Genomic DNA, 21,409 nt, shown 5'->3' on the forward strand with positions numbered 1-21,409 from the left:
CCCCGCCCGGCCACCAGGGCGGGCGGGGACGGCCTCGTCAGGCGCTGGGGGTGGCGGGGGTGCCGGAGCGGTCGATGTCGGGCTCGAGGTAGATCAGATGCACGTCGGGGAACCGGGCGCGGACCTTCTCCTCGGCGGCGTCGATGCCGCGGGCGACCTCGGCCGCCGTCTCGTCGTGGTGCACGGCGATCTTGGCGGCGATGAGGAGCTCCTCGGGACCGACGTACTCGGTGCGGATGTGGATCACGCGGTCCACCTCGGGCACCGACTCGAGGGTCTCGACGATCTTCTTCTGGGTCTCCGCGTCGGCGCCCTCGCCGATCAGCAGGCTCTTGGTCTCGATGGACAGGACGGTCGCGACCGCGGCGAGCAGCAGGCCGATCGCGACGGTGCCGACGCCGTCCCAGACGCCGTCGCCGGTGGCCACGGCCAGCCCGACGCCGATCAGCGCCAGGACGAGCCCGATGAGGGCGGCGGCGTCCTCCAGCAGGACGACCGGGAGTTCGGGGGCCTTGGCCCGCCGGATGTAGTCGACCCACGAGCGGGACCCGCGGGTCTGGTTGGCCTCGGCGATCGCGGTCCTGAAGCTGAGGCTCTCCAGCCCGATCGCGACGATCAGCACGCCGAACGCCCAGATCGGGGACTCGACCTTCTCCGGATGCTGGATCTTGTGGATGCCCTCGTACAGCGAGAACGCCGCACCGACGGTGAACAGCACGACCGCCACGATGAAGGCGTAGAAGTACCGCTCGCGGCCGTAGCCGAACGGGTGCCGCTCGGTGCGCTCGCGCTCGGACCGCTTGCGCCCGACCAGCAGGAGCACCTGGTTGCCGGAGTCGGCGACCGAGTGGATGCCCTCGGCGAGCATCGAGGACGAGCCCGTGAAGGCGAACGCGACGAACTTCGACACCGCGATCCCGAGGTTCGCCCCCAGGGCGGCGATGATCGCCTTGCTTCCGCCTTCAGCACTCATACGTTCGCAATCCTCGCCTTGAGCTCCTGGATGGTCGACACCGGCGTCGGGTCGACGCCGAGTGCGATCGCCAAGTAAACCGTGACGTAGTCCGCGACGGCTACAAGTGTCGCCATTCTCTCTAGCGGGTGATCGCCCTCGGCCCGGATCTCGGTGACCGCGACCCCGCGCGCGGCGGCGAGCTCCGCCGACACCTCGCGCCGCTTCGCGACCTGGGGGTGTTCGTCGGTGTCGCGCATCATGACCAGGTGCAGGCCGTGCTCGGCGTCATCGGTGCGGTCGCGGAAGAAGTCGTCCGGATCGGCGGCGCCGGCGCCGCCCGTGCGGCCGAAGAACCCGTCGAACGCGACGACCTGGTTGTGGTTCGCCTCGGGCAGCTCACCGAAGACGCCGGGGTACTTGGCGTTCTCGTTGAGCTGGCAGCACATCCGGTAGGCGGCGACGCCCGCGATCGGCGACGAGCCCCACACCATCGGAAAGTCGCCCAGGAGGTCGAGGGCGACGCGCTTGGCCGGGTTCACGAAGGGCTCACTGTCCGGGCGGCAGCGGTGCGCGACGTCCTCCAGCCGGGTGGCGGTGGACTCCAGCACCTCGTCCGGGACGTCGGCGAGCCGCAGCGCGCGGGCCGCCAACAGCAGCGGGACGGTCAGCCCCCACAGCGTGGCGCGCGGCTGCCCCACCGACCGGACCGGGACGAACAGGCTCCGGGTCTGCTCGGCGAGCCGGGACAGGGGCGACTCCGTGCCGCCGACCAGGAGCAGGCGGCAGCCGCGCCGGGCGGCCTCGGCCGCCACCGCGAGGGTCTCCTCGGTGCCGCCGGAGCAGGACACGGCGACCACCAGGTCGGCGGCGCCGACCCAGCCGGGCAGCCGGTGCCCGCGGACGGTCAGCACCGGCACCGGGCAGCCGGGCCCGCACACGGCGGCCAGGACGTCGCCGGAGATGCCGGAGCCGCCCATGCCGGCCACCACGACGGCGCGCGGACGGCCCTCGTCGGCGATCCGGTCGATCCCGGCCTCCGCCGCCAGCATCCGCGCCTCGCGGATCTGCGCGGCGGACGAGGCGACCTGGCGGAGCATCCCGCCGGGGTCGGCCGCCTCCAGCGCGGCGGTGGACTCCAGCCGGGACTCGTCGACGCCGCTCCGGCCGGACGGGGCCGCGGGGGCCTCCGGATCCTCCGGTGCGGCGCTCACGGGGTGGGCGTCCGGGCCTCGTCGACCAGCAGCACCGGGATGTCGTCGCGCACCGGGTAGGCGTACTTGCACGTCCCCGTGCAGACCAGCTCACCGGCCTTGTCGTCCTGCTTCAGGGCCCCGCCGCAGTTCGGGCAGGCGAGGATCTCCAGCAGCCACGAGTCGAGCTTCATCGTCACTTCTCCCTCACGATCGCCAGGACCTCGTCACGCACGTCGGCCATGGTCGTCTCGTCGTCGGCCTCCGCGTTCAGGCGGAGCAGCGGTTCGGTGTTGGACGGGCGCAGGTTGAACCACCAGGCGCCGGCGGCGACGGTGAGCCCGTCCAGCTCGTCAACGGTCACGCCCGGGCGGCCCTCGAACGCCTCGCGTACGCGCGCGGTGGCCGCGGCCTGGTCGGCCACCTCGCTGTTGATCTCGCCGGAGGCCGCGTACGGGCTGTACTCGGCCAGCATCTCCGACAGCGGGCCGGGCTGGGTGCCGAGCGCGGCGAGCACGTGCAGGGCGGCGAGCATGCCGGAGTCGGCGAACCAGAAGTCCTTGAAGTAGAAGTGCGCCGAGTGCTCGCCGCCGAACACCGCGCCGTTCTCGGCCATCGTCTGCTTGATGAACGAGTGCCCGACCCGGGTGCGCACCGGAACGCCGCCGTGCGCGGTGATGATCTCCGGGACGGCCTTGGAGGTGATCAGGTTGTGCACGATGGACGCGCCCGGATGCTTGGCGAGCTCGCGCACCGCGACCAGCGCGGTGATCGCGGACGGGGAGACGATCTCGCCGCGCTCGTCCACGACGAAGCAGCGGTCGGCGTCGCCGTCGAAGGCCAGGCCGATGTCGGCGCCGGTCTCGCGCACCTTGGCCTGCAGGTCGCGCAGGTTCTCCGGCTCGATCGGGTTGGCCTCGTGGTTCGGGAAGGTGCCGTCGAGCTCGAAGTACAGCGGCACCAGGTCGATCGGCAGGTCGCGGAACACGGTCGGCACGGTGTGCCCGCCCATGCCGTTGCCGGCGTCGACCACGACCTTCAGCGGCCGGATGCCGGACAGGTCGACCAGCTTCTTCAGGTGCTCTGCGTAGCCGGCCAGCATGTCCTGCCGGGTGATCTTCCCGGGCTCGCCGTCGTAGGCGGGAACGCCGTTCGCGACCAGGTCGCGGATCTCCGTCAGCCCGGTGTCGCGGCCGACCGGACGCGCCCCGGCGCGGCACATCTTGATGCCGTTGTACTTGGCCGGGTTGTGGCTGGCGGTGAACATGGCGCCGGGCACGTCCAGCGCGCCGGAGGCGTAGTACAGCAGGTCGGTCGACCCGAGCCCGGCCTCGATCACGTCGGCGCCCTGGGCGGTCGCGCCGCGCGCGAACGCCGCGGCCAGCGGCTCGGACGAGGTGCGCATGTCGTGGGCCGTGACGACCGTGCGGGCGCCGGTCACGCGGACGAAGGCCGCGCCGACGCGCTCCACGGTCTCGGCGTCGAGCTCGTCCGGGACCACGCCCCGGATGTCGTACGCCTTGAAGATCTTGGCGAGGTCGCCCACTCCTGCTCCCCGGTTTGCCGATACTGACGGGACCCGAGCCTACCGGCGGCCTGCACCACGGGGCGGAGCACACCCGTCCTGTGGATAACTTCGGGGACCCCTTACGCCCCGCCACAGAACCGCCCACGGACGGGGCCGATGCCTCCCGGCGCGCTCAGGGGGCGTCCAGGCGCACGCGCGGCCGACGCCAGGGGTGATCCTCAGTCGGTGCTGCGCAGGACGCGCAGATGGCCCTTGCGGCCGACCTCGGTGGCCTGCCCTATGGGCTCCTCGCGGTCTCCGGGGGCGGGACGGCCCGCCTCGCGGACGGCGTCGGCGAGGGCCTCGAGGTCGTCGGCGGTGGGTTCGGTCTCGGTCTCGACGGGAAGGCGGACCAGCTCCCAGCCCATGGGGGCGGTGAGCCGCTCGGAGTGCTCCGCGCACAGGTCATAGCAGTGCGGCTCGGCGTACGTGGCGAGCGGCCCCAGGACCGCGGTCGAGTCGCGGTACACGTACGTGAGCGTGAAGACTGCCTGCGCCTTGCAGGCGGTGCGGGAGCAGATGCGGACGGGGCTCACGATGGCCGACCGTACCCCGCCGCGACGGCGTCCGCCACCACCGCCGCGGCACGTGTCGCCGTTACCGGTCGATTTCCGCGATAACGATCACAATCCGTGAGCCCGCCGGTCGGGCGGGGTGAAAGCGCGCGCGGGGTATTCTGAACGTGTGCGATCCCGTGTGGCAGGCGCGGGCCGTCCCTCGGCCGGCCCATCACAGACGCGGCGCCGTGACCGGCACGGCCGTGGCCTTCGCGGTCCGCTCACGCCCCCGCGTTCCCCGATCTCGCGCACCCGTGCCGAACGGTTCGACGACCTGGTGGCCGACGAGGTGCGCCGCATCGCCGAGCGATGGGGTCATGAGCTGGCCGAGGTCGAGTTCGCGGTCGAGGACGTCCCCGAGGCCCCGATCCCGGAGGACGGCCCCGTGCCGCTGGGCGCGACGCTGCCCGGAGACGGCGGGCGCCCCGTCCGCGTGGTGATCTACCGCAGGCCCGTGGAGGCGCGGGCGACCACCGAGCGTGACCGAGCCCGTCTCATCCGTGATCTGCTCGTGGAAGAGGTCGCCGACCTGCTGGGGATGTCCCCGGAGACGGTCGACCCCAGTTACGACGAGTAACCCCTATTTGCGGCAACGCCCCGTTCCCCTACGCGGGGGAACGCGGCGTTGGCCTGTGGCGCTCTCAGTCCAGCGTGTGGTGGGAGTCGTGCGCGGGCGGGAGCATCTGGGCCAGCGGCGATGGAGGCACCGGTTCGGCCGTGAACAGCCCGGACGTGACGAGGGTGCTCCCGGCGTAGAGCGGGCCGTCGGCCTCGACGCGCAGGCCGGTTGCGGCCAATCCGCGCGTCCCGGGCAGGAAATAGGACGTTTCGATCGTCCGCCCTGCCGGGACGGCCAGGGTGCGGGGCTCGCCGCCGCCCACGGGCGTGAGCGTGACCGTGACGGCCCGGGTGAGCGCGGTCAAGATCAGGCTCCCGCCGAGCCGGGCGTCCGGGATCGTGCCGGGCCCGGTGTTCGGCCCCAGAGGCGCGGACGCGGTACCGAAGGCCACATCCTGCCCGCGCGTGGCGGAGAACCCTGCGACGACGGGCTTGTCCGAATCGACAAGGATCGCCGCCGGACGGCCCGCCAGCGCCCCGTGCAGGTCGAAGGTCGTCACGGTGCGCGGCCGCCCGGACGAGGCGTTGTCCTGGCTCTGGCCGTTCAGCGTGACGGTCCCGTTGGGGCCGACGAGCCGGACGTGGATCTTCGCGTTCTCCTCCCCCGGCACCCCGACCAGCAGTCTTCGCTCTCCCGGCCCGCTCGGCACCCCGGGCAGGACCAGCGACGTCGCAGGGGTGGGCGAGACCGGTTCCCAGTCGATGCCCTGCCCCGGGGAGACCCGCACGCGGAGGGACGCCGCGACGCGTCCGGACGTGGCCCGCACCCGCAGAGCGAGGTCCCGCGCGGCCTGGACGACCGCACCCAGCCCCTCACGGGATTGTCCGATCCGGACAACACGGGTGCTGTGCGGGGCCACGGCCACGCCTTGACCGTCGAGCGTGTCGAGAGGGCCTTCGCCTGAGAGGGCGGTCAAGTCCACGGCCGCCGGGTTGCCGTCGACGTTGGTGAGGTGAAGCTCCAGGCTCTCGGCCGCCAGCGGGCCCGGGCCCATGAACCACTGGTCGAAGCCTGGCTGCACGCAGCGTGCTGCTGCGGCGCCCCGGTCACGCCCGTGCGGCCAGAGGGTCGTCCAGCGTGCGGACAGGCCCGCTGCCAGATCCCCGTCCCCGCGCACGATGACCGGGGGCTTGTTGCGGCCCCCGATGTCACCCGTCCAGTGCTGTCCTGGGGACGTGAGCGTGGTCGGACGCGGTCCTTCAATGGAGACTCGTCCGCGTGCGTTCGGGATCGACGCGGTTTGGACGCCCACCCGTCCGGCCTCGCCTCCTGGGCAGGCCATGACGACGCTCTTGATGGGCTCCTGGACGGGCTTCGCAGAGCGCTCTGCACCAGGACGGGTCACATGCGCCGTCCCGTACAGGGCGGCCATGGCCACGGGGGCGGCAGCGGCCACGACGTACCTGTTCTTGAACAGTCCGGGCTCGAACTTCATGACCGCTCCTCGTCGCCAGCGCTCACGGCTGCCTCGTCCTCGGTCGCGTCGCCTGGGAGCTCCTCCGCAGAGCGCTTGAAATGGCGCAATTTGGTGTGCGTCGCCGGACGGCGGCGTCGGCCAATGGGTTCGTCCGGCTTCTGACGAATCTGGCGTGTGGCACGTCGTAGCGCCGTGGCGGCGGTGGTCGGTGCTCGGCGTGCATGCCCGCGCGTGGGCTGGGCGGCCGTCGGCCCCGGCTCGTCCGGACGTGCGCCGGGAAGCGCGAGGATCAGGACCAGCAGCGCGAACACGCCCTGGACGCCCACCCAGATCTCCCGCATGAGCATGCCGTGCGACAAGGCGAATGTGCCGCCCGTCGCGGGGATCTCGTACGCGCGCGACCAGCCGTTCGCCGCATGGCTCTTCAGTGCACGTCCGTCGAACGTGGCGTGCCAGCCTCCGTCGTCGGGCTCGGCCACCGTGAGCGTACGAAGGCCGGTACTCGGTGGGATGTGGACGCTCGTCCGCGCGGCACGCGTCCCGCCGGGCAGGACCTTGACCGTCTGTCCGTCCTGGAGCGTGAGGCGTCCGGCGGGGGCGCGAACCTCCCAACTGGCGAAGTCGGCGGTGCGGCTCTGCCGGTTCAGCTCCGGCGAGGCGTCCAGCACGGGCGTCAGCGGGTCGTCGCCCGGATTCCTGACCAGCAGGTACCGGACGCCTAGCGCGCTGAATCCGGGAGCCTCGTCGGTGTCCGTTCCGCCTGCGATCCCGGAGACGAGGGCGTCCAAGCGGCCACGCGCGGACGCGTCGTCCGGCACGGACGTATCGGCCGGTTCAGGGGTGGCGCCACGCAGGACGGTGTAGTTCACGCGTCCGGACGGCTCGTGCCGCAGCACCACCGTGCGCGCGCCCGTGGACTCGTGCAAGAAGATCGGGACGGTATCGGGGTTGAAGTGGCCCAGCGGGCCGCCCGCACCGTCCACGATCCAGATGGCGGCTGCGAGCACAGGCGTCGCGCAGGCGCCGGCGAGCAGCAGCGCTCCCCCTGTACGGACGAGGAGGCCCGTGCCAGCCAAGGCGAAAGCCGCGCGCCGGACGCCGACCGAAGCGGCGACTACAGCCCCCACCCCGGCGAACACCAGCGGGACACCGGGCCAGTAGTGCGCGCTGTCGGCCCCGGACTTGGCGGTTAGGCCGCTCAACAGGGTCGCGGTCAGCAACCCGATGACGACCAGCGCCCACCCGGTCACCACGAATCTGCGTCGCTCGCGCACGAGGAGCGCCACCAGTGCGGCCACGGCGAGCCCTGCTGCCGCCCACGGCACGGCAGAGCCGCCGGGAACCAGGCCGAGCAGGTCGGCGGCGGACGCGGGCGCGCGCGTCGGCAGCGTGCCGGCCTCCAGGAGGAAGCGCGACGGATGCAGGAACAGCCTGAGCGACCAAGGGCCGAGCAGCAGCGGCGGAACGGCGACGACGATCAGCATGTTGCGCGCGCCGCGATCCACGGGAAGCCCGCTAGGAGCCGTGACCAGCACAGCAGCCAGCAGGACGAGCGGCCACACGAGCGGCACGAACGCCATTGCGACGGTCAAGAGCAGTGCCGTGCCCCAAGCCGCACGTCCCGAAGCACGCTTGTCGACCGCATCCGTGAGGGCGCGGTAGGCGAGCAGCGCGATCAGCGGCAGAAGGACGATCACAACAGACGTGCCGAGCCGTCCGTCCGCGATGGCGCCGGTAGTGGCGGGCAACAGAGCGTAGGTACCCGCGGCCCAGAGCCGCAGGGCCGCGCGGTAGGGCGTCCGCGGCGGAATCAACCGGCGCGCGGCGATCAGTGCGGTCACACCCGCGAGCGGCACGCTGCCGAGCAGCAGGAAGCTCACGGCCAACCACGGCTTGCCGAACGCGAGCGTGGACACCATGGCGAGCACGGCCACCCAAGGCGGTGTCCCAGCGTCAGTGCCCAGTCCGGTCGGATGCCAGCCCGCCGTGTAGGCGGCCCACAGGTCGGAGGCACCGCCCGTAGGCGCGGCCAGTGCGCCTCCGCTGAGCCGAGAACCGGCGGTGACCAGCGACCGTTCCGCCGCGACAGAGACAACGGCGAGGGCGATGACGAGCAGTACGCCCGGGCGCGCGAGGAAACGCCGAATCATCGCGCGCCAGCTGGCGTCCTCTGGCGGAGCCTCTTCGCGTTCGGCCGCTCTACGGGCATCCCGTTTGGCAAGCCAGATGTGCAACGCCTCGTAGGCGCGTCTACGCGCGACCCCGTGCGCCATCAAGCTCCGCTGGATGTACCGGTGGGCGTGCCTACGCCCCTCGGGTCGCGCACGCCGTGCACGCCACAACCGCACGGGCGACCTCAGGACGGCCATGAACGCGCCGAACTCCTGTTTGGCCGCCTCCGGGCGCTTCAGCAGCAACATCCACGCGATCTGCAACGTCGTGGACCAGACGATGCGCGCGAACGTCGTGGGCAGCGCCCTGGCGGGCCGGTTGGTGAGCAGCGTCAGCAGCGCGTTCTGGCGGTCCAGGCGGCGGATCGGCGCGTCCGTCATCCCGATCTCGCGGACGCCGCGCCGCGCGGCCTCCGCGTGATGGACGACCGCGTCGGTGACGACGACCACCCGCTGCCCGGCGGCGTGCACGCGGAAGCAGAGGTCCACGTCGTCGCGGAACAGCCCGAACGAGGTCTCCAGGCCGCCGAGCCGGTCCCAGACGTCGCGGCGGACGAGCATCCCGGCGGTGCTCACCGCGAGGACGTCGCGGTCGCCGTCGTGCTGGCCCTGATCGAAGTCGCCGGTGTCGATGCCGGTGTCGCGGCGTCCGGCGGCGTCCATGGACTCGCCCGTGGAGAGCAGGACGCGCCGGTCCTCCCAGCCGCGCAGCTTGGGGCCGAGGACGCCGATGCGCGGATCCGCGTCGGCGGCCTTCAGCAGGCACGCGAGCGCGTCTGGCGCGGGCGCGGAGTCGTCGTGCAGCAGCCACACCCATTCGACCCGGTCGGGCCCGCCGTCCGGCGTGGACGTGTCCGCTGCGGATGGCGAGGCGTGGTCGGGATCGGGGACGGAGGCGTTCGGCAGGGTCACGGCCGGATGGCGCAGCGCCTCGGCGACGGCCTCGCCGTACCCGGTCGTCCGCGCGAGCCGCAGGACGGCCTCGGGCCCGACGACCTCCGCGGCCACGTCGGGCCCGCGGTCGGTGCTTCCGGTGTCGGCGACGACCAGCCGCTGGGCGGGTCGCGCCTGGGTGAGCAGTGCCTTCAGCGCCTCCGGCAGCCATCGCGCCCCGTCGTGCGTGACGAGGACGGCGGTGACGGCGTGCCGGTCGAGTGGGGAGGGCAACAGGTGATCGCTCCAAGGTGGGCAGCAGGTCCCCGCGCCGGCGCCCCCTGCCGACACGGCCGACCACTGTACGCGCGGCCGCCCGACTTCGCCCGAGAACCTCCTCTTTCGACCTCGGTGATCACGTCCGATCCGCCTCGCCTCGGACGCCGGAACACCCAGCAGGCAGGGGATGCGAGCGTCGCGCCGGCGTGCGCGGAACCGGGAGAAAAAGAAAGCGACGGCGCGGAGACCGCGCCGTCGCACTTTCCGTCCTTCTCATCCCGTCACACGCGCCCCGGTCCGGGTGCCCGCACCGTGCCGCGAACGGCACAGGGAAGCGGTGCGCGGACACCAGGCCCGTGAGACGCGTGGTGGTCGCGGGCGCGACCACCTGCCCGACCGCCGGCGACGGAGTCCGGCGGTCAAGGCGGCGGTCAGACGGCCTGGCGCTTCAACTTGCGGCGCTCACGTTCCGACAGTCCGCCCCAAATTCCGAAACGTTCGTCATGCTCTAGCGCGTACTCCAGACACTCGGCCCGAACCTCGCATGCGCGGCACACCTTCTTGGCTTCGCGAGTGGAGCCGCCCTTCTCCGGAAAAAACGCCTCCGGGTCCGTCTGCGCGCACAGAGCGCGCTCCTGCCAGCCCATCTCTTCGCCGTCTGTGCCGTGCGCCAGCGGGATCACTACCTCGCTCACAGCGCACCTCCTAGCCCGTGGAGCCCCCCTGGTCGATGCCTTCCCCCAGGCTCCATCCCCCGAGAAGGCATTGAACTACACCGACGAAATTACACGCGTGTAGCGCCCGCTCCGTCAAGCCGAACGAGTTTCCAAGTGGGCAAAGAGGGTTTTTTGGGAGAGAACGCACGCGGGTTCAACGCGGTTTTGCTCCTGCGTGGAGGTGCACCCACACCCCGCCGACCTCAGCGAATGAAAGATCGGAAAATCTCAACCTGTCACTGCGGCGGACGGTTGTCCCGGTACCAGTCGCCGCCCTCTTCGGATCCGGCCTGCTGCTGCCCCGGCTGAGCCGTCTGACCGGGCCGGCTCCCCTGGCCGCCCTGCGGCTGCTCGCCGGTGCCCCGGCCACCGCCGTAGGCGCGCGTCCACTCGCCCATCTCTTCCTCGTCCGCCTGGGACTCGGCGCCCTGCTGCTCCGCGGCGGGCTGGGCGGCGGGCTGAGCGTGCTGCTGGTATCCGGCCTGCTGTCCGTACTGTTGCTGCGCGGCCTGCTGGCCGTAGCCCGGCTGCTGGCCGTACTGCTGCTGCGCGGCCTGCTGACCGTAACCCGGCTGCTGGGCCTGCTCCTGGCCGTACGCCTGCGCCTGGCCCGGCTGCTGCCCGTAGACCGCCTGCTGGCCGTACTGCTGCTGCCCGTAGCCCTGCTGCTCGCCGTACGGCTGCTGGCCGCCCTGCTGCTGCTCGCCACCGGGCTGGTAGCCGAAGCCCGGGTACTGGCCGGGAGCGGGCGGGCCCGCCGGACGCGTCGGCTGCATGCCCTGCATGATGAGCAGGACGTACCAGGCGCCGAGGCCGATCACCGCGATCTTGGCGGCGCCGTAGAGGAACGCCGAGAGCTTGCCGGTCGCCGTGGCGAAGTCGGAGCCCGCGAACATGCTGGCCAGCCAGCAGATCACGGCGATCAGGGCCATCCCGCCGAGCACCCCGAGCGCGCCGACCACGATCGTGCGGGCCTGCGGCGTCGGGCCCTCCGGACGCGAGGTCACCAGCCAGACCGCGAACGCCAGCATGCCCGTGACCGCGACGTTGGTGAACGTCCCGCCGACGGTCTCGTTGAGGGCGTGGAAAGTGAACGGGCCGCGCCCGAACAGTGCGATGATGCCCGCGAACAACTGGACTCCCGCCGACGCGAGCAGGACCCAGGCTGCCGGTTCGCGCAGGCGCTGGACGGCTTCCTTGTTCACGGTGACATCTCCCGGTGGTGACGGTTACGTTTTCCGGATCCAGAAAAAGCTTCGCACATCCAGCCACGTCATGCCCGCAGCGGCCTCACTCGAAGACCGTGTTCGACCGCCCTTTCGACGGAGCCGACCCGATGGGCTCCGGCGGGCGCGGCCCGGGCCGCCTCGATGGCCCGGGCCGGCCGGGCGGACGACGCGCGCCTCAGCGGCCCCCCGGGCGCACGAGCGGACCCCTCACCGCCCCTAGGCTGGGAACATGAGGATCGTGGCGCTGGCGGGCGGTATCGGTGGGGCCCGCTTCCTGCGCGGACTGCGGGCGGCCGCCCCCGAGGCCGACATCACCGTGATCGGCAACACCGGAGACGACATCTCCCTGTTCGGGCTCCGGGTCTGCCCGGACCTGGACACCGTGATGTACACCCTCGGCGGCGGCATCAACGAGGAACAGGGTTGGGGACGGCGGGACGAAAGTTTCACCGTTAAGGAAGAACTACTTGAATACGGCGTCGGGCCGTCCTGGTTCGGCCTGGGCGACCGCGACTTCGCCACACATATCGTCCGGACGCAGATGCTGGCCGCCGGGTACCGCCTCTCCGCGGTGACCGAGGCGCTGTGCGACCGCTGGCAGCCGGGCGTCCGGCTCATCCCGATGAGCGACGACCAGGTCGAGACGCACGTCGTGGTGGACGACCCCGAGCAGGGCCGGCGGGCGATCCACTTCCAGGAGTGGTGGGTGCGCCTGCGCGCGTCGCTGCCGGCCGTGTCGATCGCGCCGGTCGGCGCGGACGAGGCGAAGCCCGCGCCGGGCGTGCTGAAGGCGGTCGAGGCGGCGGACGTGGTGCTGTTCCCGCCGTCCAACCCGGTGGTGAGTATCGGGACGATTCTGGCGGTTCCCGGCATCCGGGACGCGGTGGCGAAGAAGACCGTGGTCGGCGTGTCGCCGATCATCGGCGGCGCGCCCGTGCGCGGCATGGCGGACGCGTGCCTGACCGCGATCGGTGTCGAGACGTCCGCGCGGGCCGTCGCCGAGCACTACGGATCCGACCTGGTCGACGGCTGGCTCGTGGACGAGGCCGACAAGGACGTGACCGTGGACGGCATGGAGGTCCGCTCCCGTCCGCTGCTGATGAGCGACCCGGAGGCGACGCGGGCGATCGCCCAGGCGGCGCTGGACCTGGCCGAGGAGCTGGCCCGATGAGCTTCCAGGTGTTCGGCGTCCCCGGGATGCCCGAGATCGGGGACGGCGACGACATCGCCGCGCTGATCCCCGCCGACCTGGTGGCGGACGGCGACATCCTGGTCGTCACGTCCAAGATCGTCAGCAAGGCGGAGGGCCGGACGCTCGTCGCGGACGGCCGGGAGAAGGCGATCGACGCGGAGACCGTCCGGGTCGTCGCCCGCCGCGCGCACGAGAACGGCGAGACGCGCATCGTCGAGACGCGGCAGGGCCTCGTGATGGCCGCCGCGGGCGTGGACGCGTCGAACACCGAGCCCGGCACCGTCCTGCTGCTGCCCATCGACCCGGACGCGTCCGCCAGGCGCATTCGCGCGCGCGTGCGCGAGCTGACCGGCGCGGACGTGGCGGTCATCGTGTCCGACACCATGGGCCGTGCTTGGCGCGGGGGCCTGACCGACAACGCGATCGGCGCTGCCGGGATCTCCCCTCTGGAAGACTTCCGCGGACGCACCGACTCCTATGGGAACAACCTGCACGCCACGGTCACGGCCGTCGCGGACGAACTCGCCTCGGCGGCCGAGCTGGCCAAGGGCAAGCTCTCGGGCGTCCCCGTGGCGGTCGTGCGCGGCCTGGGCGAGCTGGTGACGGAGGACGACGGTCCGGGCGCGCGCGCCCTGGTCCGTTCTCCTGAGCAGGACCTGTTCCGGTACGGCTCGGCAGAGGTCCTGTACGCGCGGCGCACGATCCGCGAGTTCACCGACGAGCCGGTCGACCCGCAGGCCGTCCGGGACGCGGTCGCCGCCGCGATCACCGCTCCGGCCCCGCACCACACGACGCCGTGGCGGTTCGTCCTGCTGGAGTCGGCCGAGTCGCGCACCCGCCTGCTGGACGCGATGCGCGACGCGTGGGAGGCCGACCTGCGCCGGGACGGCAAGTCCGAGGAGTCGATCGCCAAGCGGCTCAAGCGCGGCGACGTGCTGCGGCGCGCGCCGTACCTGGTCGTCCCGTGCCTGGTGATGGACGGCTCGCACGACTACCCGGACGAGCGCCGGTCGTCCGCCGAGCGGGAGATGTTCGTGGTCGCGACGGGCGCGGGCGTGCAGAACCTGCTGGTCCAGCTGGCCGTCCAGGGCCTCGGTTCGTGCTGGGTGTCGTCCACCATGTTCTGCCGGGACGTCGTGCGCGACGCCCTCGGCCTCCCGGACGACTGGGACCCGATGGGCGCCGTCGGCGTCGGCCACGCGGCCGCGCCGCCGCGGCAGCGTCCGCCGCGTTCCCCGGAGGCGTTCATCGAGGTTCGCTGACACCTCGTTCACCAGGGCCCCGACACCGTCCGGTGCCGGGGCCTTCGCGTGCCTCTCACGAGCTGGTTGTTAGTGCTGAGGTAGTACGGGGTTAGTGAGGTGGAGATTTGTCATCCACCACACTGACCGCGTACTCACTTATTGATAACCGGAATTGTGCGCGACTGATAATGGCCGGAGCCTCGACCCTGGGATCGACCGAAATGTCCGATGCCGTCCGTCCGGCGGGACGCTTCGATCCTTTCGGCCGTCGGGACGCCATAGAGCGTCGTGCGCTGTTTGGACGGACGGCCCGCGCGGGCCGCGATGGCCTCCAGTTCGCTGATGGCCTTGAAGGAGCCGTTCTCCGAGCCCGCCATGCGGCTGATGGTCTCCTCCATGAGCGTCCCGCCCAGGTCGTTGACCCCGCCTCGCAGGACCCGCTCGCACAGTTCGTCGCCGAGCTTGACCCACGACGTCTGGATGTTGGCGATCGAGCCGTGCAGCAGGACGCGCGCGAGCGCGTGCACGGCGACGTTCTCCCGGACTGTCGGTCCCGGGCGGGCGAGTCCGGCCAGGTAGATCGGCGAGTTGTGGTGGACGAACGGCAGCAGCACGAACTCGCTGAAGCCGCCCGTCCGGTCCTGGATCGACCGGAGCAGCCGGATGTGCGCGACCCAGTGCGCAGGCGTGTCGACGTGGCCGTACATCATCGTCGACGTGGTCCGGATGCCCAGCTCGTGCGCGGTCGTGACGACCTCGACCCACTGGTCGGCGGGCAGCTTGCCCTTGGTCAGCACCCAGCGGACGTCGTCGTCGAGGATCTCGGCGGCGGTGCCGGGCAGCGAGTCCACGCCCGCCTCCCGCGCCGCGATCAGCCACTCGCGGAGGGAGAGGTCCGTGCGCGCGGCGCCGTTGACGACCTCCATCGGGCTGTAGGAGTGCAGGTGGATCTCCGGTGCGCGCCGCTTCACCTCGCGTGCGAGGTCGAAGTAGGCGGTACCGGGCAGGTCGGGGTGGATACCGCCCTGCATGCAGACCTCGGTCGCGCCCGCTACCCACGCCTCGTCCACGCGGTCGCCGACCTGCTCCAGGGAGAGCGTGTAGGCGTCGGCGTCCGTGCGGCGCTGCGCGAACGCGCAGAACCGGCAGCCTGTGTAGCAGACGTTAGTGAAGTTGATGTTCCGTGTGACGACGTAGGTGACGTCGTCGCCGACGGCCTCCCGGCGCAGGTCGTCGGCGAGGCGGGTGAGCGCGTCGAGCTCGGGGCCGTCCGCGTGGAGGAGCGCCAGGGCCTCCTCGTCGGAGAGTCCCGCCGGGTCGCGTTCGGCGGCGGCCAGCGCGGCCTTGATGTCGGCGTCGAAGCGCCGCGGAGCGGCGGCGATGCGCTCGCGCGCCGCGTCCCAGTCGCCGTAGACCGAGTCGAAGTCGTCGCGCCGGTCGGCCGTGCGGCCCTCGGTGTCGATGGAGACGTGCAGGTCGGTGCGTCCGGACGAGGTGAAACCGCCGTCCGGCTCCTGCCACGGACGGCCCTCCGGCACCGCGTCCTCGCGGGCGAGGCCGGTCTCCGGGTCGGCGAGCGCGGCGACGTGCCCGGCCAGCCGCGGATCGAGCCACGGCTCACCGCGCCGGACGTACTCGGGGTAGATCGTCAGGCGCTCGCGCAGCGTGAGGCCCGCCTCGGCGGTGCGCGCGGCGAGCTCGTCGATCTGCGGCCACGGCCGTTCCGGGTTCACGTGGTCCGGGGTGAGCGGCGAGACGCCGCCCCAGTCGTCGATCCCGGCGCGCAGCAGCAGGCGGTACTGGTCGTCCACGAGGTTCGGCGGGGCCTGGATGCGCGCCTTCGGGCCGAGGACGAGCCGCGCGACCGCGACCGTCGCGGCGAGCTCCTCGAGGTCGGCGTCCGGCGTGTCGCGCATCTTGGTGTCCGGTTTGGCGCGGAAGTTCTGGACGATGACCTCCTGCACCGCGCCGTACTCGCGCATCGTCCGGCGGATGGCGAAGATCGCGTCCGCGCGCTCCCCGACGGTCTCGCCGATGCCGATCAGGATGCCGGTGGTGAACGGGACGTTGTTGCGCCCGGCGTCCTCCAGCACCCGCAGCCGGACGGCCGGGTCCTTGTCGGGCGAGCCGAAGTGCGGACCGCCGCGCTCGCTGAACAGGCGCGTCGCGGTCGTCTCCAGCATCATCCCCATGGACGGCGCGACCGGCTTGAGACGCTGGAAGTCGCGCCAGGTCAGCACGCCGGGGTTGAGGTGCGGCAGGAGGCCGGTCTCCTCCAGCACCCGGACGGCCATCGCGCGAACATAGGAGAGCGTGTCGTCGTACCCATGGGCGTCCAGCCACTCGCGGGCCGGTCTCCACCGGTCCTCGGGACGGTCTCCGAGGGTGAACAGCGCCTCCTTGCAGCCCATCGCCGCGCCCTGGCGGGCGATCTCCAGCACCTCGTCCGGGCTGAGGTACGGCGCGTCCAACCGGTGCGGGACGGTCGCGAACGTGCAGTAGCCGCAGCGGTCGCGGCACAGCCGGGTGAGCGGGATGAAGACCTTCCGGCTGTAGGTGATCACGCCGGGACGTCCGGCGGCCTCGAGTCCGGCGTCGCGGGTGCGGCCGGCGTACGTCAGCAGGTCGTCGAGCCGCCCGCCTCGGGCGTGCAGCAGGATGGCGGCCTCGGCCGGGTCGAGCGTCTTGCCGTCGCGCGCCCGCGCGAGCGCCCTGCGGAGCGCGGTGTCGGAGGGAGCGGAGGCACGAGTGGTCTCAACGTACATGCGCGCACTCTATGCCAAGCGTCATATTCGCGAGCCGTGCGGGGGCCCCGAATCGAGGTGTCGCTTTCGCTCAGGAGGCGGTGGGGACGCGCGGGCCGCGGGCCAGGGTGGGACGGCGTCCGGCCAGCTCGCCCGCCGACACGCGCAGCGCGTCCAGCAGGGCCCGGACCGACGGCCGGACATCGGCGCCCGCACGCGTCCACAGCACCATACGCCGCCGCAGCGGCTCGCCGGCGAGCGGCCGGGTGACGATGCCCGGCTGCTGGTCGGCGAACGCCAGGTCGGGCATGATGCTGACCGCGCCGCCGTGCGCGACCATCGCGAACATCACCATGATGTCGTTGGTGCGGTAGCGGACGTCCGGGTGGAAGCCCGCCAGGTCCACGCAGGCGCGTTCGAGCAGGTCGGCGTGGTTGGTGCCGGGGTGGCTGGTGATCCACCGCTCGCCGGACAGCGCCGCGAACTCCACCGGCCCGCCGGACGCGGCGAGCGGGTGCGCGGCGGGCAGCGTGACCCGCATCGGCTCGCTCAGCAGCTCCTCGGCGACCAGCTCCGGACGGCGCGCCCGCGGCAGCCGCGGGTACTCGTCGGTGATCGCGACGTCGATCTCCTGCAGCGCGAGCGCCTGGAGGACCCGGATGTGCTCCTCGTCCAGGACGTCCACGGTGAGCTCGGGGTACTCGGCCGCGAGCCCCGGCAACGCGGGTGCGAGGACGTGCAGCAGCGCGGTCTGGAACGCGACGATCCGGACGATTCCGGCGACCCGGCCGGACGCGGCGAGCGCCTCCTCCTCGGCCCGGCGCGCCTCGTCCAGCAGGGACTGCGCGCGGGCGGCCAGCACCTCGCCCGCCGGGGTCAGCCGCAGCCGCCGGCCGACCTTCTCCACCAGCCGCACCCCGACCTCGCGCTGCAGCTGCGCCAGCTGCTGCGAGACCGCGGACGGGCTGTACCCGAGCGCCTCCGCGACCGCGCCCGCCGTGCCGCGCTGCTGGAGCTCGCGAAGCACCCGCAACCTACCCAGATCCAGCATGGTGAAGGAATCCTTACACGAACACTGAAGGAACTGTCGCTGGACCTGAACATTGGACGGGGTCAAACTGTGAATGCGAGCAAAGGGACGGCAAAACATCCCCCAGCCCGCACCCGCGCGGGAAGTCCGAGCCCAGGCCAGGGCTCACGAGCACATCGGATGCGGAAGGACTTCTCATGTACGTCATCATCGCCATCATCGCCCTCGCCGTCCTCGGTCCGCTCTTCGGACGCGACACCCGTGACGGCCTCGACTGGGCCCGCGGCAACTTCTGGCTGCCGCGGCGCACCGCCCCGGACGCACCGGTCAGAAACCCCGGTAGTCACGGACGGGGAGCCTCGGGCCACGCCTCGGCGGACGCGCGCCGGTCAGTGCCAGCAGGCGTGTGACCCGGTGCCGGTGCCCCCGGTACGGCTCCAGCAGTTCCAGCATCCCGTCGTCGTCGGTCCTGCTCCCGGTGAGCGCCCAGCCCACCAGGCCGGGCAGGTGGTAGTCGCCCACCGAGACCGCGTCCGGGTCGCCGACCGCCCGCTGCCGGGTCTCGGCCGCCGTCCACACCCCGACCCCGGGGAGTGACCGCAGCCGGGACTCGGCCGCGTTGTCCACGCGCGATCCGGCTGCCGTGCCGTTCTCCAGGCGGGATGCGACCCGCGCCGCGCCGATGATCGTCCGCGCCCGGACGGCCTCGATCCCGGAGCGGTGCCACTCCCAGGACGGGATCCGCGTCCACACCCCCGGCGGTGGCGGAACCCGCAGGTCCAGGGCGTTTCCGCGGTCGGTGACCACGCCTTGCGGCATCGGCGCGGGCTCGCCGAACCGGCGCAGCAGGTAGCGCCAGGCCCGCCACGCCTCCGTGCTCAGCACCTTCTGTTCCAGGACGGCCGGGACGAGCGCCTCGAACACCCGGTTCGTCCGGCAGACGCGCAGCCCGGGATGGCGGCGCACCGCCTCGCGCAGCACGTCGTGCCGCGGCTCGAACCCGGACAGGTCGTCGGCCGCGCCGAGCATCTCCGGCACCGCGTCGAGCAGCCACGCCGCGCCCGGGCCCCACGCCGCCGCCTCGATCACGTCGGAGCAGCGCCGCAACCGGAGCGTGCCGGGACCGTCCGGCGTCCAGACGGCACGCCAATGACCGCCGCCCGCGTCCACGGCGAACGCCGGATCACCGGTGCCGCGGCGGTGCGGCCCGAGAACCAGGCCGATGTCGACGGCCCACGGCGGCCGCCACTCCCGCTCCAGAATGCCGACCTCCCCCACGCCGAGCACGTCCCAAGCTACCCGCCGCCTCCGACAGGACGGCCTCACAGGCGTTCCACCTGGGGTTTCTCAGGCACCGAAGGCGGCGGCGGTGATCGCCTCGACATACTCCGAGGCGCTGCTGCGGCCCGTGGTGTTGAGCGAGTACACGACGACGCGGCTCAGGTCGCGGGTGGCCAGGAGGCCGGTCGTGAACCCGGGAAGCGAGCCGTGCTGTCCCCACGCCACCACGCCGTTCGGGCCGGTGACCCGCGTCAGGCCGAGTCCGAAGCGGTTCCCGCCGTCGGACGGGACGTCCGGGACGCGGAACATCTCGTCCAGTTGCGGTCGCGGGACGACGCGTCCGCGGAAGAGGGCCAGCATGAAGCGGGTCAGATCGGGCGCGGTGGAGATCAGCCCGCCGTCGGCGGCCGACCACGGGCTCTGCCGGGACACGTCGTGCAGGACGGTCCGCCCGTCCTCCTGGACGGCGACGTAGCCGTTCGCGTGCGGGCCGGGCAGGCGCGGGTCACGGGGATCCGGCGCGAGGGTGTCCGCGAGCCGCAGCGGACGGAGGATCCGCCGGGTCGCCTCCACCGGGTACGCGTGCCCGGTGACCTGCTCGATCAGCACCCCGGCGAGCCAGTAGCCGAGCGGATTCCCCCGCTGGACGGTGCCGGGCTCGGCGGCCATCGGACGCCGCACCGCGTCCGCGACGAGCTCCCGCATCGTCCGGGAGTCGAGCCGGTCCGCCGCGAACCGCTCGGCGTCACCGTCGCCCGGCTCGCCGGGCTGAGGCAGGCCGCTGGTGTGGTCGAGAAGCCGCCGGACGGTGATCTCCGGATATGACCCGGGCAGCAGGCCGGGCACGTATCGCTGGACGGGCTCGTCCAGCCCGACCAGCCCCTCGCCCACCAGCCGCAGAACCACGACGGCGGTGAAGATCCTGGTCACGGCCCCGATCCGGAACCGCCCGTTGGACGGCACCGGAGCGTTCGTCCGGACGTCCCGGACCCCGGAGACGCCCTGCCAGTTCCCGGCCGACCCGGTCACCTTCAGGATCGCGCCGGTCACCGCCGGGCTCGGCGGCCCGGCGATCGAGGCCTCCAGCGCGGCGGGGTCGAGCGAGGGGACCCCGCCGGCGTCGGCACGCGCGTCCGCCGGGGCGTTCGCGGCGCGGGCGGTCATCGCCGTGGCGGCGGTGACCAGAGGGTTCTTCCGCATCCCCCAAGAATCCGATGATCTTGATCAAGAAGGATCATCCTTGGGGATGAACTTGCCACCGGACGGTGGCAGGGTCAGGCGTCGCTGGAGAAGCGGACGGCGGTCGGCGGCAGCGAGATGCCCGGCCACAGCCGCAGCCCGTCGCGCAGCTCGTTCCCCGGGCCGACGCTCGCGCCGTCGCCCAGGATCACGCCGTCCAGGACCGCGCCCGGACCGACCCGCGCGCCGCGGCCGATGACCGAGTCGCGGACGGTAGCGCCCTCGGCGACGAACGCGCCGTCCTGCAGGACGCTGCCCAGCACGGTCGCGCCCGCCTCGATCTCCGCGCCACGGCCGACCGTCGTGCCCTCCCGGACCACCGCGCCGCCGGACACCACCGCGCCCGGCAGGATCAGCCGGTCGCCCGGCTCGCCGGGCATCGCGGGCGAGGCGATCCGGCCGAGCACCAGGTCGCAGGAGCCGCGCACGAACGCCTCGGGGGTGCCCACGTCCAGCCAGTACGCGGACTCGACGTAGCCCGTCACGATCGCCCCGGACGCGATCAGCGTCGGGAACGTCTCGCGCTCGACCGACACCACCTCGCCCTCGGGGATCGCGTCGATCTCCGAGCGCCGGAACACGTAGCAGCCGGCGTTGATCTGGTTGGTGACCGGACGCGCCGCCTTCTCCAGGAACGCCGTCACGCGGCCGTTCCCGTCGGTCGGGACGACGCCGAACCGGGACGGGTCGTCCACGGTCGTCAGGTGCAGCGTGGCGGCCGCGTTCGACCGGTCGTGCAGCTCCACCTGCGCCCGGACGTCGTGCCCGGACAGGATGTCGCCGTTCAGGATCAGCACCGGGTCGTCCGGCCCGGAGGTCAGCGCCGCGGCCGCGTTCCGGATCGCGCCGCCCGTGCCGAGCGGCTCCCTCTCACTGACATAGACCAGCTCGACGCCCTGCGCCTTGCGCCCGAACGCCGCCTCGAACATCTCGGCCCGGTAGGACGTGGCGAAAATGATCCGGGTGACGCCGGCCTCGTGCGCGCGCGCGAGCTGATGAGCCAGGAACGCGACCCCGGCCGTGGGCAACAGCGGCTTCGGCGTCGAGATCGTCAACGGACGCAGCCGGGTTCCCTGTCCCCCGACCAGCAGGATCGCTTCCACTGG

The 21,409-nt window shown here is 72.5% G+C and carries 17 protein-coding genes; 3 read left to right on the top strand and 14 right to left on the bottom strand.

Features of this window, described 5'->3' with window-relative positions:
* Positions 1-37: 37 nt before the first annotated feature.
* The 5 genes from AB0L06_RS03480 to AB0L06_RS03500 form a co-directional block, all read right to left on the bottom strand.
* Positions 38-973 (bottom strand): cation diffusion facilitator family transporter, encoded by a 936-nt coding sequence (locus tag AB0L06_RS03480; RefSeq protein WP_500229324.1) that lies wholly within the window; start codon positions 971-973, stop codon positions 38-40.
* A complete protein-coding gene (locus AB0L06_RS03485; protein WP_500229325.1) occupies positions 970-2,166 on the bottom strand; it encodes an SIS domain-containing protein in 1,197 nt (398 codons plus the stop codon). Before AB0L06_RS03485 ends, AB0L06_RS03480 begins: the two co-directional genes overlap by 4 nt.
* Entirely contained in the window at positions 2,163-2,345 is a 183-nt protein-coding gene (locus AB0L06_RS03490; RefSeq protein WP_500229326.1) for a Trm112 family protein, read from the bottom strand. Before AB0L06_RS03490 ends, AB0L06_RS03485 begins: the two co-directional genes overlap by 4 nt.
* A complete protein-coding gene (locus tag AB0L06_RS03495; RefSeq protein ID WP_500229327.1) occupies positions 2,342-3,691 on the bottom strand; it encodes a phosphomannomutase/phosphoglucomutase in 1,350 nt (449 codons plus the stop codon). Before AB0L06_RS03495 ends, AB0L06_RS03490 begins: the two co-directional genes overlap by 4 nt.
* 200 nt (positions 3,692-3,891) lie before the next feature.
* Positions 3,892-4,248, bottom strand: coding sequence for a DUF3499 domain-containing protein (locus AB0L06_RS03500; protein WP_500229328.1), 357 nt, complete (start codon positions 4,246-4,248; stop codon positions 3,892-3,894).
* Between the two features lie 298 nt (positions 4,249-4,546).
* Here AB0L06_RS03500 and AB0L06_RS03505 point away from each other — a divergent pair, with 298 nt between their 5' ends.
* Positions 4,547-4,846, top strand: coding sequence for a metallopeptidase family protein (locus tag AB0L06_RS03505; protein WP_500229329.1), 300 nt, complete (start codon positions 4,547-4,549; stop codon positions 4,844-4,846).
* 64 nt (positions 4,847-4,910) lie between these two features.
* On the opposite strand, the gene AB0L06_RS03510 is transcribed toward AB0L06_RS03505, so the two are convergent.
* From AB0L06_RS03510 to AB0L06_RS03525, 4 genes are all read right to left on the bottom strand, one after another.
* The gene (locus AB0L06_RS03510; RefSeq protein WP_500229330.1) at positions 4,911-6,323 is read right to left on the bottom strand and encodes a DUF5719 family protein; all 1,413 of its coding nucleotides are present in this window, start codon (positions 6,321-6,323) and stop codon (positions 4,911-4,913) included.
* Positions 6,320-9,643: a glycosyltransferase gene (locus AB0L06_RS03515; protein ID WP_500229331.1), complete on the bottom strand. Its 3,324-nt coding sequence runs from the start codon at positions 9,641-9,643 to the stop codon at positions 6,320-6,322. Before AB0L06_RS03515 ends, AB0L06_RS03510 begins: the two co-directional genes overlap by 4 nt.
* Before the next feature lie 416 nt (positions 9,644-10,059).
* Positions 10,060-10,275, bottom strand: a complete 216-nt coding sequence (locus tag AB0L06_RS03520) for a WhiB family transcriptional regulator (RefSeq protein ID WP_199486330.1) — start codon at positions 10,273-10,275, stop codon at positions 10,060-10,062.
* A 305-nt stretch (positions 10,276-10,580) separates the two neighbouring features.
* On the bottom strand, positions 10,581-11,549 hold the full coding sequence (locus AB0L06_RS03525; RefSeq protein ID WP_500229332.1) for a hypothetical protein: 969 nt from the start codon (positions 11,547-11,549) through the stop codon (positions 10,581-10,583).
* A gap of 253 nt (positions 11,550-11,802) precedes the next feature.
* Here AB0L06_RS03525 and cofD point away from each other — a divergent pair, with 253 nt between their 5' ends.
* Positions 11,803-12,744 (top strand): 2-phospho-L-lactate transferase, encoded by a 942-nt coding sequence (gene cofD, locus AB0L06_RS03530; protein ID WP_500229333.1) that lies wholly within the window; start codon positions 11,803-11,805, stop codon positions 12,742-12,744.
* Positions 12,741-14,027 carry a coenzyme F420-0:L-glutamate ligase gene (locus AB0L06_RS03535; protein WP_500229334.1) on the top strand — a complete coding sequence of 429 codons (1,287 nt, stop codon included), beginning with the start codon at positions 12,741-12,743 and terminating at the stop codon, positions 14,025-14,027. Before cofD ends, AB0L06_RS03535 begins: the two co-directional genes overlap by 4 nt.
* A 134-nt stretch (positions 14,028-14,161) precedes the next feature.
* Here AB0L06_RS03535 and AB0L06_RS03540 read toward each other — a convergent pair whose 3' ends face one another.
* The 5 genes from AB0L06_RS03540 to manB form a co-directional block, all read right to left on the bottom strand.
* A complete protein-coding gene (locus AB0L06_RS03540) occupies positions 14,162-16,774 on the bottom strand; it encodes a bifunctional FO biosynthesis protein CofGH (protein WP_500229335.1) in 2,613 nt (870 codons plus the stop codon).
* A gap of 70 nt (positions 16,775-16,844) precedes the next feature.
* Positions 16,845-17,804, bottom strand: a complete 960-nt coding sequence (locus AB0L06_RS03545; RefSeq protein WP_500229336.1) for a LysR family transcriptional regulator — start codon at positions 17,802-17,804, stop codon at positions 16,845-16,847.
* 306 nt (positions 17,805-18,110) lie between these two features.
* Complete coding sequence (locus AB0L06_RS03550; protein WP_500229337.1) at positions 18,111-19,070, bottom strand: DNA-3-methyladenine glycosylase family protein; 960 nt, start codon at positions 19,068-19,070, stop codon at positions 18,111-18,113.
* Between the two features lie 60 nt (positions 19,071-19,130).
* A complete protein-coding gene (locus tag AB0L06_RS03555) occupies positions 19,131-20,264 on the bottom strand; it encodes a serine hydrolase domain-containing protein (RefSeq protein ID WP_500229338.1) in 1,134 nt (377 codons plus the stop codon).
* Positions 20,265-20,338: 74 nt separating this feature from the next.
* Positions 20,339-21,406: a mannose-1-phosphate guanylyltransferase gene (gene manB, locus AB0L06_RS03560; RefSeq protein ID WP_500229339.1), complete on the bottom strand. Its 1,068-nt coding sequence runs from the start codon at positions 21,404-21,406 to the stop codon at positions 20,339-20,341.
* Positions 21,407-21,409 lie beyond the last annotated feature (3 nt).

It is taken from the genome of Spirillospora sp. NPDC052269, from assembly GCF_040679435.1.
Lineage (GTDB): Bacteria > Actinomycetota > Actinomycetes > Streptosporangiales > Streptosporangiaceae > Spirillospora.

Coding starts and splice junctions, on each gene's coding strand:
- AB0L06_RS03480 (WP_500229324.1), bottom strand. CDS start 973: ATGAGTGCTGAAGGCGGAAGCAAGGCGATCATCGCCGCCCTGGGGGCG.
- AB0L06_RS03510 (WP_500229330.1), bottom strand. CDS start 6,323: ATGAAGTTCGAGCCCGGACTGTTCAAGAACAGGTACGTCGTGGCCGCT.
- AB0L06_RS03520 (WP_199486330.1), bottom strand. CDS start 10,275: ATGGGCTGGCAGGAGCGCGCTCTGTGCGCGCAGACGGACCCGGAGGCG.
- cofD (WP_500229333.1), top strand. CDS start 11,803: ATGAGGATCGTGGCGCTGGCGGGCGGTATCGGTGGGGCCCGCTTCCTG.
- AB0L06_RS03535 (WP_500229334.1), top strand. CDS start 12,741: ATGAGCTTCCAGGTGTTCGGCGTCCCCGGGATGCCCGAGATCGGGGAC.
- AB0L06_RS03540 (WP_500229335.1), bottom strand. CDS start 16,774: ATGTACGTTGAGACCACTCGTGCCTCCGCTCCCTCCGACACCGCGCTC.
- AB0L06_RS03545 (WP_500229336.1), bottom strand. CDS start 17,804: ATGCTGGATCTGGGTAGGTTGCGGGTGCTTCGCGAGCTCCAGCAGCGC.
- AB0L06_RS03555 (WP_500229338.1), bottom strand. CDS start 20,264: ATGCGGAAGAACCCTCTGGTCACCGCCGCCACGGCGATGACCGCCCGC.